15 protein-coding genes are annotated in these 16,579 nt (G+C 34.7%); 11 read left to right on the plus strand and 4 right to left on the minus strand.

Going from position 1 to position 16,579, the window contains the following annotated elements; genetic code table 11:
* Positions 1-42: 42 nt before the first annotated feature.
* The 6 genes from BM383_RS03540 (at position 43) to BM383_RS03565 (ending at position 6,254) form a co-directional block, all read left to right on the plus strand.
* Complete coding sequence (locus tag BM383_RS03540) at positions 43-1,674, plus strand: glycogen synthase (protein ID WP_093023018.1); 1,632 nt, start codon at positions 43-45, stop codon at positions 1,672-1,674.
* Positions 1,675-1,799: 125 nt separating this feature from the next.
* Positions 1,800-3,083, plus strand: coding sequence for a citrate synthase (locus BM383_RS03545; protein WP_093023020.1), 1,284 nt, complete (start codon positions 1,800-1,802; stop codon positions 3,081-3,083).
* Positions 3,084-3,166: 83 nt separating this feature from the next.
* Complete coding sequence (locus BM383_RS03550; RefSeq protein ID WP_093023022.1) at positions 3,167-4,081, plus strand: dimethylarginine dimethylaminohydrolase family protein; 915 nt, start codon at positions 3,167-3,169, stop codon at positions 4,079-4,081.
* Positions 4,081-5,013: a citrulline utilization hydrolase CtlX gene (gene ctlX / locus BM383_RS03555; protein ID WP_093023024.1), complete on the plus strand. Its 933-nt coding sequence runs from the start codon at positions 4,081-4,083 to the stop codon at positions 5,011-5,013. Before BM383_RS03550 ends, ctlX begins: the two co-directional genes overlap by 1 nt.
* A 134-nt stretch (positions 5,014-5,147) precedes the next feature.
* Positions 5,148-5,558 (plus strand): RrF2 family transcriptional regulator, encoded by a 411-nt coding sequence (locus BM383_RS03560; RefSeq protein WP_093023446.1) that lies wholly within the window; start codon positions 5,148-5,150, stop codon positions 5,556-5,558.
* Between the two features lie 57 nt (positions 5,559-5,615).
* On the plus strand, positions 5,616-6,254 hold the full coding sequence (locus tag BM383_RS03565; RefSeq protein WP_093023026.1) for a hypothetical protein: 639 nt from the start codon (positions 5,616-5,618) through the stop codon (positions 6,252-6,254).
* 3 nt (positions 6,255-6,257) lie between these two features.
* Here the strand turns inward: BM383_RS03565 and BM383_RS03570 are convergent, their stop codons facing one another.
* From BM383_RS03570 to BM383_RS03580, 3 genes are all read right to left on the minus strand, one after another.
* Positions 6,258-7,685, minus strand: coding sequence for an SDR family oxidoreductase (locus BM383_RS03570; RefSeq protein WP_093023028.1), 1,428 nt, complete (start codon positions 7,683-7,685; stop codon positions 6,258-6,260).
* 78 nt (positions 7,686-7,763) lie between these two features.
* Positions 7,764-8,186, minus strand: coding sequence for a hypothetical protein (locus tag BM383_RS03575; RefSeq protein WP_093023030.1), 423 nt, complete (start codon positions 8,184-8,186; stop codon positions 7,764-7,766).
* A gap of 24 nt (positions 8,187-8,210) precedes the next feature.
* Positions 8,211-8,840 carry a MarC family protein gene (locus tag BM383_RS03580; protein ID WP_093023032.1) on the minus strand — a complete coding sequence of 210 codons (630 nt, stop codon included), beginning with the start codon at positions 8,838-8,840 and terminating at the stop codon, positions 8,211-8,213.
* Between the two features lie 156 nt (positions 8,841-8,996).
* On the opposite strand from BM383_RS03580, the gene argS reads away from it, so the two are divergent.
* The 3 genes from argS to BM383_RS03595 all read left to right on the plus strand — a co-directional run bounded on the left by argS (position 8,997) and on the right by BM383_RS03595 (position 11,946).
* Positions 8,997-10,775 (plus strand): arginine--tRNA ligase, encoded by a 1,779-nt coding sequence (gene argS / locus BM383_RS03585; RefSeq protein WP_093023034.1) that lies wholly within the window; start codon positions 8,997-8,999, stop codon positions 10,773-10,775.
* A 140-nt stretch (positions 10,776-10,915) separates the two neighbouring features.
* Positions 10,916-11,467, plus strand: coding sequence for a pentapeptide repeat-containing protein (locus tag BM383_RS03590; RefSeq protein ID WP_093023036.1), 552 nt, complete (start codon positions 10,916-10,918; stop codon positions 11,465-11,467).
* Entirely contained in the window at positions 11,464-11,946 is a 483-nt protein-coding gene (locus BM383_RS03595; protein WP_093023038.1) for a GyrI-like domain-containing protein, read from the plus strand. The genes BM383_RS03590 and BM383_RS03595 overlap by 4 nt, the downstream gene beginning before the upstream one ends.
* A gap of 59 nt (positions 11,947-12,005) precedes the next feature.
* On the opposite strand, the gene BM383_RS03600 is transcribed toward BM383_RS03595, so the two are convergent.
* Positions 12,006-12,902, minus strand: a complete 897-nt coding sequence (locus BM383_RS03600; protein ID WP_093023040.1) for a DUF6607 family protein — start codon at positions 12,900-12,902, stop codon at positions 12,006-12,008.
* Between the two features lie 136 nt (positions 12,903-13,038).
* Here BM383_RS03600 and BM383_RS03605 point away from each other — a divergent pair, with 136 nt between their 5' ends.
* Entirely contained in the window at positions 13,039-15,168 is a 2,130-nt protein-coding gene (locus tag BM383_RS03605; protein WP_093023042.1) for a TonB-dependent receptor plug domain-containing protein, read from the plus strand.
* A gap of 4 nt (positions 15,169-15,172) precedes the next feature.
* Positions 15,173-16,570: an HmuY family protein gene (locus BM383_RS03610; RefSeq protein ID WP_093023044.1), complete on the plus strand. Its 1,398-nt coding sequence runs from the start codon at positions 15,173-15,175 to the stop codon at positions 16,568-16,570.
* Positions 16,571-16,579 lie beyond the last annotated feature (9 nt).

A 16,579-nucleotide genomic window follows, 5' to 3' on the forward strand; every position in this document is an offset into this window, starting at 1 on the left:
TAAATTAACAGTACTGTTAAACCACATCTAATACCAACAATTTTGCAAAGAGCCTTTTTATTTATTTCTGCTGAAAATGACGCCATTGCCGGTTGTAAAGCCGGAGGGATGGGGGACGTAGTTAGAGACATTCCACGACAGATTGCCGAAACAGGTGATCTCGTACACGTAGTTACGCCTGCATATGGTAGGTTACACCGAAAAGGAAAATTGGTAGAAAAACTAGTTTTTCCATATCGAGGAGAATTAACATCAGCTGATCTTTATGAGGTTCCCGGGAAAAAGGAAGTTGAAAATATTAAACATTATGTGATAGATCATCCAGACATTAAATCTGGTAATATTGCAGATATTTATATGAATGACTTTACCGAGCCATTTTTTACAGATGCTTGCACCTTTTCACTTTTCTGTACAGCTGTGGCTGCGGCTATTAAAGATGATGCGTTTTCACATCTTCAAATAGTGCACTTACATGATTGGCATACAAGTTTGATGTTGTTTTTAAAAGAGTTTCATCAAGAGTTTGCTTGTTTGAAGGATTATAGATTTGTGTACTCAATTCATAATTTGGCTATTCAAGGAATTCGTCCTTTTGATGGAAATCATTCTTCTTTAAAAGCTTTTTATCCAGATGTAGATTTTAACTATGATACGTTAAGAGATCCAAGGTATTGGGACTGTATGAATTTGATGGCTCTTGGAATTCGGTTAGCAGACGCAGTTCATACTGTTTCGCATTCATATAAGGAAAACATACAACAACCAAGTAATTTTCCTCATTTTGTTGGAGGTGAAGGTCTAGAGGAAGATTTGCGAGTAGCACAAAATGAAGGTCGTTTATTTGGGATATTAAATGGTTGTAATTATAAGAACTACACCGTTGTAAAACGTGGTAAGTTATATACACACGCATTGAGAGCTATATTTTCAATGCTAGAAGATGAGGAAAGAGCCTATAAACACAGCTTTTTGCGACATACAGCAGATAAGGTTCTTAATTTTATGGAGAATAAACCTTCTTTTGTTTGTGGTAGTGTAGCAAGGCTTACAGAGCAAAAATTCTATTTTTTCAAGGAAGATCCAGAACTTTTAGAGAATATGCTGAAAAGACTTCAGAACGTTGGAGGAGTTTATATTCTGTTAGGAACTGGAGCGCCAGATTACGAGGAGCTTTTCAAAAGTGTGAGTTATGCTTATGATAATTTCATATTTATAAATTTACAGTCCGAGGAGGTTATAGATTCATTATACCTAGAATCCAACTTGTATTTAATGCCAAGTCTTTTTGAACCTTGTGGAATTAGTCAAATGTTGGCGATGCGTAATGGTCAACCTTGCTTAGTTCATAACACTGGTGGTTTAAGGGATACCGTTATAAATGATACAACAGGATTTGTTTTTGAAGGAGATAATCTGGAGTCTAAGAAAGAAGATTTTATTAAAGTTTTTGAGCATATTCTAGATATGTTCTTTAATAATAAAAAACAATATACCCAGATAGCAAGAGCTGCCAAAAGACAAAAGTTTACATGGCAAAATTCCATTAAGTTATACTATTCACATTTGTATCAAATTGCCTATACGCCGCCCAAAGTAACCAGAGCAAGAAAGGTGGTCAATAAAAAAACTGTTAATAATAAATCGAAGTCAGAAAATTTTGTGAGTGAATAAAATATTTCATCAATTATTGTATGGTAAATTAGCAAATAACAAATTTTTAGGGTTATAAATACACTTAAATTTTGTAAATTCGCAAGCAGTAAATTTTATTTCACTTATAAAATTAAAAATATACAATGTCAGATAAAGCAACGTTAGAGTTCAATGGCGAAAAATTTGAGTTTCCCGTAATTAAAGGTACAGAAGACGAATTAGCTATTGACATCAAAAAACTACGTGCAGGTTCAGGTATAATCACAATAGATCCAGGATTTAAAAATACAGGCTCTTGCGAAAGCGCCATTACTTATTTAGACGGTGAAAAAGGTATCTTACGATACCGTGGTTACGCTATAGAGGATTTAGCTGAGAAATCTACTTTCTTAGAAGTTATTTACCTGCTTATTTTTGGAGAACTTCCAACACAAGAACAACTTAAAAAATTCAAAGCGGATATTGATGATGAGGCAATCGTTGATCAGGATATGAAAAAGATCATCGATGGATTCCCTAAATACGCTCATCCAATGGGTGTGTTGTCATCATTAACAAGCGCTCTTATAGCATTCAATCCTTCTTCTGTAGAAGTAAATTCAGAAGAGGCTATGTATAAGGCAATTGTTAAGTTGCTAGCAAAATTCCCTGTTTTAGTAGCTTGGACATATCACAAGAGAACAGGATTACCAATGGATTATGGTGATGCAAATCTTGGTTATGTAGAAAACATCGCTAAAATGATGTTTAGTAAGCCAAACAGAGAGTACAAGCCAAATCCGGTTGTAATTGCGGCTCTTGAAAAATTATTAATTCTTCACGCAGATCATGAACAAAACTGTTCTACATCTACAGTAAGAATCGTTGGTTCTTCTCATGCAGGTTTATACGCATCTATTTCTGCAGGTATTTCTGCACTTTGGGGTCCACTTCATGGTGGAGCTAACCAAGCTGTTTTAGAAATGCTAGAAGCTATTAAAGCTGATGGTGGAGATACTAAAAAGTATATGGCAAAAGCTAAGGACAAAGATGATCCTTTCCGTTTAATGGGCTTTGGTCACCGTGTATACAAAAACTTCGATCCACGTGCTAAAATTATTAAAGTAGCTGCTGATGAAGTTTTAGGGGAACTAGGTGTTCAAGATCCAATTTTAGACATTGCAAAAGGTTTGGAAAAAGAAGCTTTAGAAGATCCATACTTTGTAGATAGAAAACTATATCCAAACGTAGATTTCTACTCTGGAATTATTTACAGAGCTTTAGGAATTCCTGTTGAAATGTTTACTGTAATGTTTGCTTTAGGTAGATTACCAGGTTGGATTGCTCAATGGAGAGAAATGAGACTTCGTAATGAACCTATTGGTAGACCAAGACAAGTTTACATTGGCGAAAACCATAGAGATTACAAAGATTTAGAAAGTAGATAATTACATTCTTTAGATAACATCAAAAGCCTTGCTATCATCAGCAAGGCTTTTTTTATATTTGCCATTCAAGCTAAAACAGAAAGATGTTAAACTTAAATGTAAAGAATGAAACGGGACGTTTAAAAGCTGTAGTTCTTGGAACCGCAGAAAGTAACGGACCAACCCCTTCTTTGGAAGAAGCGTATGATCCAAAATCTTTAGAGCATATAAAAGCTGGTACATATCCTGTAGAAGCAGATATGATGAAGGAAATGAATGCGCTAAGCAATGTTTTTAAAAAATATGATGTAGAAGTATTTCGACCAAAATTAATAGAAAACTACAACCAGATTTTTGCACGTGATATTGCTTTTGTTATAGACGATTTATTTATCAAAGCAAATATACTTCCAGATCGTGAACAGGAATTGGAGGCTATTCAATATGTAATAGATCAAATAGAAGCTTCTAAAGTAATTACACCACCAGAGGAAGTTCATATAGAAGGTGGAGATGTTATGGTACATAACGATCATATTTTTGTGGGAACTTATAAAGGAAGCGATTACAAAAATTATATCACAGCAAGAACCAATACACATGGAGTGAATTTTATCAAAGAATTGTTTCCAAATAAAACCGTAAAAGAGTTCGATCTGGTAAAATCTAAAATAGAGCCGCGTGATAATGCTTTGCATTTAGATTGCTGTTTTCAACCAGTAGGAAACAACAAAGGAATCATTTATAAAAGTGGTTTTCGCGAAGAAGCAGATTATATGTATTTAGTAGACCTTTTTGGTAAAGAAAATCTATTTCATATCCAAAGAGAAGAAATGTATCACATGTATAGCAATGTATTTTCAATAGCTCCTGATGTTGTTGTATCTGAAAGAAATTTTACTAGATTAAATAATTGGCTGCGTGATAATGAATTTACCGTTGAAGAAATTCCATATGCTGAAATTTCTAAGCAAGAAGGTTTATTACGTTGTTCCACCATGCCCTTAATTAGAGAATAATGTCACAAATAACCAATACCGTTGTAATGATTCGTCCGGCGACATTCAGAATGAATGAGCAAACAGCCGTAAACAATTATTTTCAGGAAGATCTTGAACTTCAAAATCAGGAAATCAACAAAAAGGCTCAAGAGGAATTTGACACATTTGTTCAGAAACTTAAAATGGTCGGCGTGAATGTCGTTGTCATTCAAGATACCGAAGAGCCAGACACACCCGATGCTATTTTTCCAAATAACTGGATTTCTTTTCACGCCAACGGAGATGTTGCATTGTACCCTATGTTCGCAGAAAACCGAAGATTGGAGCGCAATGAAACTGTTTTAGAGACTTTGGAAAGTCAAGGTTTTATCATCAATAATGTGGTTGATTATACTGAAGCAGAGGAAGAAAGTTTATTTTTAGAAGGTACAGGAAGTATCATTTTAGATCGCGAAAATCGCAAAGCCTATTGTGCACTTTCTCCACGTGCAGATGAAGATTTATTCATTGAGTTTTGTGAAGATTTTGAATATACTCCAGTGATTTTTACGGCTAATCAAACTGTAGATGGTGAGAGAAAACCTATTTATCATACCAATGTAATGATGGCCATTGCAGAAACTTTTGCAGTTGTTTGCTTGGCAACCATAGACGATAAGAAAGAACGTAAATTGGTGGTCAATCAATTAAAGGAGAATGGGAAAGAGGTAATTGCTATTACCGAAGGCCAAATGCAGCAATTTGCAGGGAATATGTTGCAAGTAAAAGGTTCAGATGAGCGTAAGTTTTTGGTAATGAGTCAAACTGCTTATAAGAGTTTAACTCAAGATCAAATTCAAAAAATAGAAAATCATTGTACCATTTTGTACAGTGATCTAAACACTATAGAAACGTGTGGTGGCGGTAGTGCACGCTGCATGCTGGCAGAAGTATTTTTGCCTAAACAATAATAAATTATAAGAGGGCGTTCCCACAGTGAATACTGTGGGCGGGCTTTCGGCAGTCGCTTTTTTTGATACAAAATCAAAAAAGAGCTCCAACAAATGCCTCAATCCCTAACGCAAAAAATAGTATATTTACCCAAATGCTATCAAAGAAAACAAAATACGGACTCAAGGCTCTTGCCAATCTTGCTAAGAAAGGAAAAGGAACTCCTGTACTTATTTCTAAAATTGCCGAAGAGGAAAATATCTCCAAAAAATTTTTAGAGGCTATTTTATTGCAACTTAAAAATAATGGTTTTTTAGGTTCCAAAATGGGAAAAGGCGGTGGTTACTATTTACTCAAAGAACCTCGTGAAGTTAAGTTGGCTTCTATGTACAGAATTTTAGAAGGTCCTATTGCGCTTCTTCCTTGCGTGAGTCTCAATTATTATGAAAAGTGTGAAGATTGCAAAAGTGAAGAAACTTGTCAGCTTAACCGGGTAATGATAGAAGTACGTGATAAAACCTTAAGCGTCTTAGAAAATAAAACCTTAGAAGATCTTATCAAGTAAAATTAATTTTCTCTAAAATTTGTAGTATTTTTAAGTCGATTTTAAAACCGAATCCGTATGTTTTATTTAAGACTTAACAAATTAAAAATACTTAATAATCGCGAATTTATTGGGAAAGCTGAAGTAAAGCTTATCAGTTTTGTTACTCTAGGAGATTCCGATTTTCCTGAAATAACAGATTACCTGGCAACAAACGACGTTGATGAGAAAAAGGAAATTTTGAAATCTTCCGTTTCAAAAATTGTTAGTTCCCGTGTGATGCCCGAAATTCAAAAAGTGAAAGATAATCAGGTTATTTATTTTGGTGATACCGGATATAATTTGTTTGTTTCAGAAACTATTCCGCAGGATTTAAACTGGATGTTATTGGCTATTGAATCTGATGGTAAAACTAGAGAAACAACTCAAATTATAGATTCAATTTTGACCGATGAGAAAATCACGGATATAGTGGAGAAATTTAATGATATTACCAAAGTTTCCGGAGCCACAGCATCAATGGTTACGGCTTTAACTTCCATTGTAGCGGATACGTTGATTGCACTTTTTAAAGAAGATAAAGATGATCAAATAGGTTTGTTATTAACTTCTTTTATCAAACAGCAACATTATCCAAACGGCAAGCGTGACAAAGAAAATATTCCAGATGCCACAGGAAATATGTTCACTGATTATACGATTTTTGGATTTGAGTAAACTTTATTTCTTAGCGGCGATATTACGTATCATCCCTCCAAAAATAAAGTAGTGGAATGGTAAAACACTGTACCAATACAGTCTTCCCCAAATTCCTTTGGGTCTAAATGTTGCTGTTTGGTGCAGTACATTGTTTTTATCAATTTTAAATTCTAACCATGCTTCTCCGGGAAGTCTCATTTCGGCCAAGAGTAGTAGTCTTTTTTCTTTTTTGTCAGCTAATAGAACGCGCCAAAAGTCAAGAGAATCTCCGGCGTAGATTTTATTCATATGAGTTCTTCCTCTTCGTAGCCCAACACCGCCAACCATTTTATCCATAACACCACGAATTTTCCATAGAAAATTACCATAGTACCAACCGGTAGTGCCACCAATACTCCAAATATTCTTCAAAGTTTGCTCAGGATTATCAATCTTTAATTCTTTTTTATCCGTAAGTACACCGTGTTTGGGAACTTGAATATATTTATTCAGACTTTTCTTGACACGTCCGCTCGCCATAGAATCTTTCCAACTACTGATCACTTCATTCTGATCTATTTTTTTGAATGCAGATTGAATAGCTTCTTCGTAGGAGAGTGGTTTCCAATTGAAATAATCTTGCAAACGAGAATCACTAGCTACAACTTCCATTTTCATGCTATCTACTAAATTAACTGCTAGCTTATAAGAAGTAGATGTTACAAAATACAACCAATAACTCGAAAGTTTTGGCGTCATCACGGGAACTACGCCAATGTGTATCTGCAAGCCACGTACTTTAGCATAGCCTTTCAACATTTTCTTATAATTCAACACATCGGGTCCGCCAACATCGTAAGAATCATCATAACAATTTTCATCGCCCAGAACATGTGAAAGGTAAAAAATGATATCTCGTATAGCAATAGGATGCGTTTTGGTCAGCACCCATTTTGGAGTAATCATCACCGGTAGTTTTTCACATAAATCTCTAATAATTTCAAAGGAAGAACTTCCCGAACCTACAATAATTCCGGCTCGTATGGTGGTGAGATGAAAATCTCCTTTTTGTAAAATCTCTTCAGTATTCTTGCGTGAAGAAAGATGTTTTGACAGTTTTTCCTCGTTTACAATTCCACTTAAAAAAATGACTTGTTCAATAGAGGTTTCGGAAACAAGTTTGTTGAAATTTTCTGCAGCTTTTGCCTCTTTCTTGTCAAAATCCTTTGTGGAAGAAGTCATACTATGAATCAAATAGTAAGCCGCGTCTATATCTGCCGGGATAGGATCTGAATTTTCAATATTCAAGAAATCAACTTCAATTACCGAAACTTCAGCACGTGTTTCTTCATCTAGCGCTAACCGATTTGCATCGCGAACGGCACAAACAATTTCGTGTCCCATTTCCAACAATTTGGGTAACAAACGCATTCCAATGTATCCATTGGCTCCGGTGAGTAAAATTTTCATTTTCAGCAGTTTTTCCTAAGATACTGAAAATAGCAGAATTTTTTCTGAACACTTTTCCAAAAACCTCTTAGCATTCTCTTAAAAAAGAGTTGGGTTTTCTGGAGTTTGTAAGGCTTTCTCTCCAAGAACTTTTTCTATGAAAGGGTGAACGTTGGTAGTGGCTTTCACCTTTACAAAATTTTGATCTTTATAAATAGTATAACTGTGAGATTCTCCTTTGTAAATATTCAGTTTGTAATACGGAATAACAAAAGCAAATGTTTCCAACAGTGACCGAAATCTAATAATAATACCTTTTGGACGCATTTCTATATTGCAGGTATTGGTGTTTTGGTCTAGCGCTAATAGTGTATTGATTTCCGTACTTGCATTGATAATAGTGAGTTTTGGCGAGCCATTTCCTTTCAGTTTCCATCGTGCTTTGAAACCAAACTGTTTTCCAACTTCAGTATCAATTTTCTCATTGATTTCTGGGAGATTATAGGAATCGTTTACCAGCATTTTTTCTTTTGAAGATACTAAAATTTACTTCAAACTAGAAAGTATTGAAATTACAGAAGTACTTATGTATTCAATCCCAATGGCAATTACTATAAAACCAATGATTCTGGAAATAGCGTTGATCCCAGACGCTCCTAAGAATTTCACGATAAAATGAGCAAATTTCAGCATCACATAGACTACAATACAAACCGCTGTAACCGCTAAAATGGCTGTGACAATTTCTATGGATTTGGTGTAAGTCTGATTTAAAGTGATTAATAATGAAATAGAACCAGGGCCAGCAAGCATGGGAATAGCAAGCGGAGTTAATGCAATGTCGTTTCGTTCTTGAATATCTTCTTTGACTCTGGATTTTTCCATCCCTTTATGTTTCGAAAATGTTCCTGTAAGCAAGGCAAAACCTGAAGTTACTATAATCAAACCTCCAGCAATTCTTAAAGAATCAATCGTAATACCGAAAAACCCTAAAATGTATTTCCCACTAAAAAAGGAAATGAGTAAAATAATGAAAGTGTTAATGGCGGTCCAAAGTGAAATTCTAGCTTGTTCTTTTGCGCTGTCGTCTTGCGTTAACCCTACAAAAACCGGAACGGTTCCAAGTGGATTGATCACTGAAAAAAGCGCTGCAAAAATGTAAACGAATAATTCCATAGTTTTTTGCGGCAAAAGTCATCTAAAAGCCAACATTAGTGTTTACCGAAAGTTTAAGAAATGGTTGTGAAAACTGCTTTAGCGAACTGTGTCAATCTAGCTTTAAGAATAACAACATAAAATGTATCTTTGCACCTCTTAAAAGAAAAAGAACTCATGAATATGCAAAACTTGTTAACTCAAAAAGTACAAGAAGCTGTTAAAGCTATTTTTGATGCGGAACTTCCATCGGTAGAATTTCAGGCAACCCGTAAAGAATTTGCCGGCGATATCACCGTTGTTGTATTCCCAATGTTACGCGTGGTAAAAGGAAATCCGCAAGTGATTGGAGAGCAAATTGGAACGTATTTGAAAGAGCAAGTTGCAGAAGTGAGCGATTTTAATGTGGTAAAAGGATTTTTGAATTTAGTAATTGATCCTTCGTTCTACATGAACTTTTTCAACGGAATGAAAACCGATGCCAATTTTGGTTTGGTAACTTCGGAAGCAGACGCAAAAGCGGTGATGGTAGAATATTCTTCGCCAAACACCAACAAGCCATTGCATTTGGGGCACATCCGAAACAACTTATTAGGCTATTCAGTTGCTGAAATTTTAAAAGCAGCCGGAAACAAAGTGTACAAAACACAGATCATCAACGATCGTGGAATTCATATTTGTAAGTCGATGTTGGCTTGGCAAAAGTTTGGAAATGGTGAAACACCAGCGTCTACCGGATTAAAAGGAGACAAGTTAGTTGGGAATTATTATGTGGCTTTTGATAAGGCTTACAAAGAAGAAATCAATCAATTAGTTGAGCAGGGAGTTGATAAAAAAGAGGCTGAAAAGCAAGCTCCGTTATTGTTAGAAGCTCAGGAAATGTTGCGTAAATGGGAAGCTGGTGATGAAGAAGTGGTAACACTTTGGAAAACCATGAACCAATGGGTGTACGATGGTTTTGAAGTAACCTACAAAAACCTAGGCGTCGATTTTGACGATTATTATTACGAAAGCAATACCTATTTATTGGGAAAAGAATTTGTAGCAGAAGGTCTTTCTAAAGGTGTTTTTTATAAGAAAGAAGATGGTTCGGTTTGGTGTGATTTAACCGAAGACGGACTAGATGAAAAGATAGTATTGCGTGCCGATGGTACAGCAGTGTACATGACACAAGATATTGGGACGGCTATTCAGCGTGTGAAAGATCATCCAGATGTTGGCGGAATGGTGTACACAGTAGGTAACGAGCAAGATTATCATTTTAAAGTATTGTTCTTGATCTTGAAAAAACTTGGATTTGACTGGGCTGAAAAATTATTCCATTTAAGTTATGGAATGGTTGATCTACCAAGTGGAAAAATGAAGAGTAGAGAAGGTACGGTTGTAGATGCTGATGACTTGGTAGCTGAAATGGCAACCACTGCCGGAGAAATCTCAGAAGAGCTTGGAAAGTTAGATGGTTTTTCTGAAGAAGAAAAGCAAGAGTTGTATAAAACTATTGGTTTAGGAGCCTTGAAATATTACATTTTAAAAGTAGATCCTAAAAAACGAATCTTGTTCGACCCGAAAGAATCTATCGATTTTCAAGGTAATACAGGGCCGTTTATACAATATACTCATGCGCGTATTCAATCCATTTTGCGCAAAGCAGATTTCAACTTAGATGTTGAGGTTTCAACTGTAGAATTGCACGAGAAAGAGAAAGAATTGTTGAAACAATTACAATTATTCCCGGAAGTGGTTCAAAGTGCAGCGGCAAATTATAGTCCGGCTTTAGTTGCAAATTATGTGTACGATTTGGTAAAAGAATTCAATTCATTCTATCAAAATGTATCTATTTTAGGAGAAGAAGACGAACAGAAAAAAGTCTTCAGAGTACAATTGGCAAAAGCCGTTGGGACAACGATTAAAAACGGTTTTGCATTGTTAGGAATTCAAGTTCCGGATAGAATGTAATTCAAATAATATATTGAAAAATTAAAGCGAAATCATCCACGATTTCGCTTTTTTTATGATGTTTATGGATAGAAAGAAACTAAAAATCCAATTTTTAATCGAATGGATATTTGGCTAATTTGCATTCAAAATAGATAGAGATGTATATAGAAGATGAGACTTTTACTGGTGTTAATCAGCTTGAAAGAGCCGAATATGAATACTGCACATTCGTAAATTGCGATTTGTCAAATGCTTTTCTAAATGGTTTCAAGTTTTTGGAATGTGAGTTTGAAGATTGTAATTTGAGTAATGCGAATTTGGTGGCAACGGCTTTCAAAAACGTTACGTTTACCAATTGTAAATTGATGGGACTCGATTTTAGTAAAAGTGATTCTTTTGGTTTTGAAGTTACGTTCAATACGTGTCAATTAATGCATGCCAATTTCTATCAAGTTCAGTTGAAGAAAACTTATTTCAATAGTTGTAAAATAGTGGAAGTTGATTTTTCGGAAGCGGATTTGTCACAGGCAGTGTTTTCAGAATGTGATTTAAGCGGAGCAATTTTTGAACAAACCAATTTAGAAGGAACCGATTTTAGAACTTCGGAATATTTTCAAATTCATCCGGAATTTAATAGAATGAAAGGCGCTAAGTTTTCCAAAGAAAATATTGCCGGACTTGTACAACATCTCAAAATTAAAATTGAATGATGGAGGTGAAAATAGTTTATGTAAAAGAAAGAGTGCTTATTGGTAAATGTATGAGCATGTCTTTTGCAAACAATAAATCAAGAGAACTTTGGCAATCTTTCAGGAGTGATTTAGCAAAGAAATCTATAAGTGTTGAAACTCCTTTTGTCAATTTACATAACTATCCAGCTGATTTTAGTTTTTCAGCATTCAATCCGAATAAAGAATTTGATAAGTGGGCGTTGGTAGAAGTTCCAGAAAGTACCGAAGTTCCTGATTGTTTTGAGAAATTTGTATTGGAAGCGGGGTATTATGCAACTTTTGAATATCAAGGTTTAGCACAAGATTGTCAAGTAGAAGTTCAAAAGTTGTTTACGGAATGGTTGCCAAAATCGGGTTATCAATTAGACACAAGACCGCATTTTGAAGAATTGGGTGAAGGGTATCATCCTTTAGATCCAAATAGTAAAGAGCAAATTTTTGTTCCCGTAAAGAAATAAAAAACCACCCGTTGGTTGGGTGGTTTTTACTTCAAACAAAATAAAAAATCAAATATGGATTATTTCACAAAGCTGTCAATAATCTTGTCAGTTGTTTTCTTTTTTGCATCTGGTTCTAGTGCAAATAAGAATTTGTAAAGTGGTTTTCCTTCTACAACTTTTTCTAATGCTAGATCTTGGTTTTTAGCATATATTTTCTCCCATCTTGCACGTACATTTTTCCAAAGCGATCCGTACTCTGCCCAATACTTTTGAGCATCTTTACATTTGCTGTCATCAACTTTAGTATACACGTCAAATCCTTTTTCTTCTGCTAAAAGAACATCTTCGGCATCATCACTCCTTACTATTTTTTTGTTGTCTTGTTCATGTGTCCAACCAAAATCTGTAATAGCATGAATATTTCTTCTATTTAGAACATTGTAGTCGTGTCTTTTTGTATATTCTCTTCTTGGTAAAGGTGCATCTGTTGTGTTTACCCAATAGTGTTTTCCATCAACATGAACCCAAGAACCTGTACCTTCATATCTTGGACTATCATCAACTTGATAAACTTTTTGAGTCCATTGTCCTTCTACTTCTTCAGGAGAAAGTTGTGTGAATTTCCAAGTATTATCTTTGTGAAATTCATATAAATTAGTGTTTTCAAAAAGCCAATCTTGTCTCCAGTGTTTTACAATCATTCCACCACCAACTAGCAATAAATGTTGCATAGAAATTTTGTCTTCACTGTCTTCAACTAATTGAACCCATTCTAAGCCAGCGTCATGTTTTGTTTCTGAGGGATAGTAAGTAGAATCTTTTGAATAACTAAAAGTCTCTGTGAAGTTAAATTTTACTTCATAACAGCCACACATATCTTTTATAGATTTTTTGTCTTGCTCTTTTTTAGTTTGAGCAGATGTAAAATTAAATAATGACGCTGCTAATAAACAGGTTATTAAAGTTGATTTCATAATTGTTTAATACGTTACGGTTAATAAATCTAGGGGCAAAAATAGTAAATTTATTTAGATTGGTTAAAAATAATAAATATATTTGCACCGCCTTATCGAGAGTAAGTCTAAATAAAATTTAAATCAAAACCAACTAATGAATTCTTGCAAAAGAAACAAATTTATCCTACTTTTTTTGTTGTTTGGTATTCAGTTAAATGCTCAACAAAATGATTCAATACCTAAAGAGAAACACGAAGATTTAGAGGAAGTTGTAGTTACAGGGCAGTACAATGCACAGTCTGTTGATAAATCTGTTTTTGAAGTTAGAGTTATAAATAGACGAGAAATAGATCAACTTGCTGGTAATAACTTGGCCGATATTCTTAATCAAACATTAAATATTAATATTATTCCGAATGCTTCTACAGGTAAATCTGGTGTTCAATTATTTGGATTAGATGCACAGTATTTTAAAATATTAGTAGATAATATTCCTTTAATTAATGATGAAGGACTAGGGAATAATACCGATTTAACTCAGATAAATCTGGATGATATAGAACGAATTGAAATCGTAGAAGGTTCTATGGGAGTTCAATATGGTGCCAATGCTGTTTCAGGAATCATCAATATTATCACCAAGAAATCGTCTGTGCATAAATGGCAGGTATCTCCTTATGTGCAAGAAGAAACTATTGGTGATGAATATAACTGGGTAGATAAAGGAAGGCATATTCAATCCATTAAGCTGGGGCATAATTTTAATGAATCACTGTACGGGAATGCCATTTTTACAAGAAATAATTTTAATGGATTTTGGGGAGACAAAGAAGGTAAAAGTTATTTGTACAATGATGGCCTTCGAGGTTATGAATGGTTGCCAAAAGAACAATACACAGTAAAATCTTTGTGGAGCTACAAAAAGAAAAATTTCAATCTTTTCTATAAGTTCGAATTTTTTGATGAGCAAACAGAACGCTATGCAGAGGAAGTTCGTGAAAATTATATGCCCGAAACAGAAACTACACAGCCGGTAGCTTCTGATGAGGTGTTTTCTTCAGCTCGTTTTTTTCATCATTTAAATGCAAATGGTCAAGTGTTTAAGCAAGTGCATTATGATGTTTCTTTATCATATCAAGAGCAAAAACGAAATGTAGAAGCTTACAATTATCGTATAAGAACTGAAGAGAAATTTGATGTAGAGGATTATGAATACGAGTCACGAAAGGCTTATTACTCTCGTGGAAATTTTAGTAATTTTTTGCCGAAAAAGCAATCTGATATACAAATAGGGTATGAAGTAAATAGTATCAAAGGTTTTGCTTCCAGTGTATCAGGTATGTATTCTTCCGAAAATATTGAAAGAACATTAGGTTCGTATGATGTATTTGCATCTTCTGAGATCGTGTTGTCTGATAAAGTTTCATTACGCCCTGGGGCACGTGCACTTTTTTCATCTAATTTCAATACACAAGCAGCGGTTTCTTTGAGTGCTAGATATGCTCTGAAAAATGGATGGGAACTCCGTGGAATTCTAGGAACATCGCCGAGATTGCCAAGTTACGAAGAGTTGTATACTTATTTTGTTGACGTAAACCACGATGTAAGAGGGAATTCCAATTTAAATCCAGAGCAAGGTACTTCGGCATTTATTCATTTAAAGAAGAAATCAAAAATCAATGATTGGTATTTGAGTAATAAACTTTCAGGATGGTTCATGAATGTGAAGGATAGAATAGAGTTGGTCATCATTAACCAATCACCACTTCAATATGAGTATACGAATATTGATACGTACAATGCATGGGGATTAACATTCACAAACACGGCTAATATAAACAATGTAAGAATAAATGGAGGAGCAACATTTTTAGGTGTATCCAAAGTTTTAGAGTCGGAAGAAAGTGATACAGATGATTATTTATATGGTATTCAGTTAAATGTGAACGCATCTTACCAAATCCCGAAATGGAATACTGTAGTTTCTGCTTATTTAAAGTACAATGGGCCACAATATCAATATGTACAAGAACAAGATGAAAATGGAGAGATCGCAATTTTAAAAGGGAAACAATCAGATTATTCTTGGTTAAGTGCCACAGTTAGAAAATCATTTTTGGATAACAAATTGCAGGCAACACTTGGAGCCCGAAATATTTTTGATGTAACAACACTTCGTAATACAACAGAAGGTGGTACAGTACATTCGGCAGGGAGTACCAATAACTTGTTAGGGTATGGTAGATCTTATTTTTTAAAGCTGTTATATAATTTCAATTTTTAAAAAGATGAAAAAAATATACATATTATTATTTATTACAACGCTAATTTTTGGATGTGAGGAGAATGACGATGTCCCTGCACAGCCATTTGTAGCTGCATTTGAAAAATTATCGGTAAACCTTTCTACCATTACAGAGGATTCAGAAATTGCTATCGTTTTTTCTGAGGAAGCCTTTGGTAGTGGAGAAATAATAGTTCAAGTTTCTTCAGGGGAAGCAGTATATGGGGAGGATTATGCTACTATTCCAGCAACTGAAAGTAATCAAATTATAATACCTTTTTCTGAGGGAGATGATCAAACGTCTTTTACATTTCAGCCTTTAATGTATCCTTACACGATTGATGATAACAATACTTCTATCACCTTTGAAATCATAGGAATAAACTACTCAGGGTACTCAAACATTCAAGGATATACAAGTACGATACTCTCTTTTGAAACATCGCTTGGAGCAGTAATCTCTCCAGAAGTAGGTGGGCCAAATGAAGGAGATCAAGTATTTATAGATTTGAGTACAGAAGAAGTAACATCTGCTCAAAGAGATTCTTGGGATCTAGGTTTTTATGGAGGTGATGAATTTAGAGTGAAAATCAATGGATCTATTTACATGGCTGCGGCGGAATTGGAAAGTACAGATATTGATGCAGTTTCCTTAGCTGATGTCGAAGAAATACAGAGTTCAGTTGCTGTAGGAACGTTTGATCCTAATAATGAGGCTTATATAGATGATCCCTCTGGTGCTATTTCTGGAACAGCAATAAATGAAATTTCAGCTACCGATGCCGATAATAAAGTCTATTTAATCAATATGGGTTATTACATAGGAACAGAAACTCCGGCGGCTGGAAGTGTAGCCATTGCAGGTGAACATAGAGGTTGGAAAAAAGTGAGAATACTCCAAACTTCAGATAGTTACATTTTACAGTATGCAGATATTGACGCTACTACGCATAGCGAGGTTACAATAGCAAAAAATGACGCCTATAATTTTTCTTTTTTCAGTTTAGAAGATGAAACAGTAGTTACTGTTGAGCCAGAGAAAACGAATTGGGACATATCGTTCACTGTATTTACAAATATTATTGATGGTGCAGGTTCATATGGGTATTCAGATTTTGTGATTACCAATGTAGTAGGTGGAGTAACTGCTTACGAAATGAGTACAGACGATGTTTCCTATGCAGATTTTTCGTTTGAGAATATTGATGAAATCAATTTATCCGATGATCAAAGAATCATAGGTGCTGACTGGAGAGATGTATTTTCTGGAGGAGTTTATAATGATAGATTCTACGTGTTGAAAGATGTGGAAGGAAATTACTATAAAATTAAGATGCTTGCTTTGCTTAGTGAAAGTGGAGAAAGAGGTTACCCTGAATTTGAATATCAATTAATTAATTAAAAATAAAAT

The sequence above is a fragment of the Pustulibacterium marinum genome (assembly GCF_900116665.1).
GTDB lineage: Bacteria > Bacteroidota > Bacteroidia > Flavobacteriales > Flavobacteriaceae > Pustulibacterium > Pustulibacterium marinum.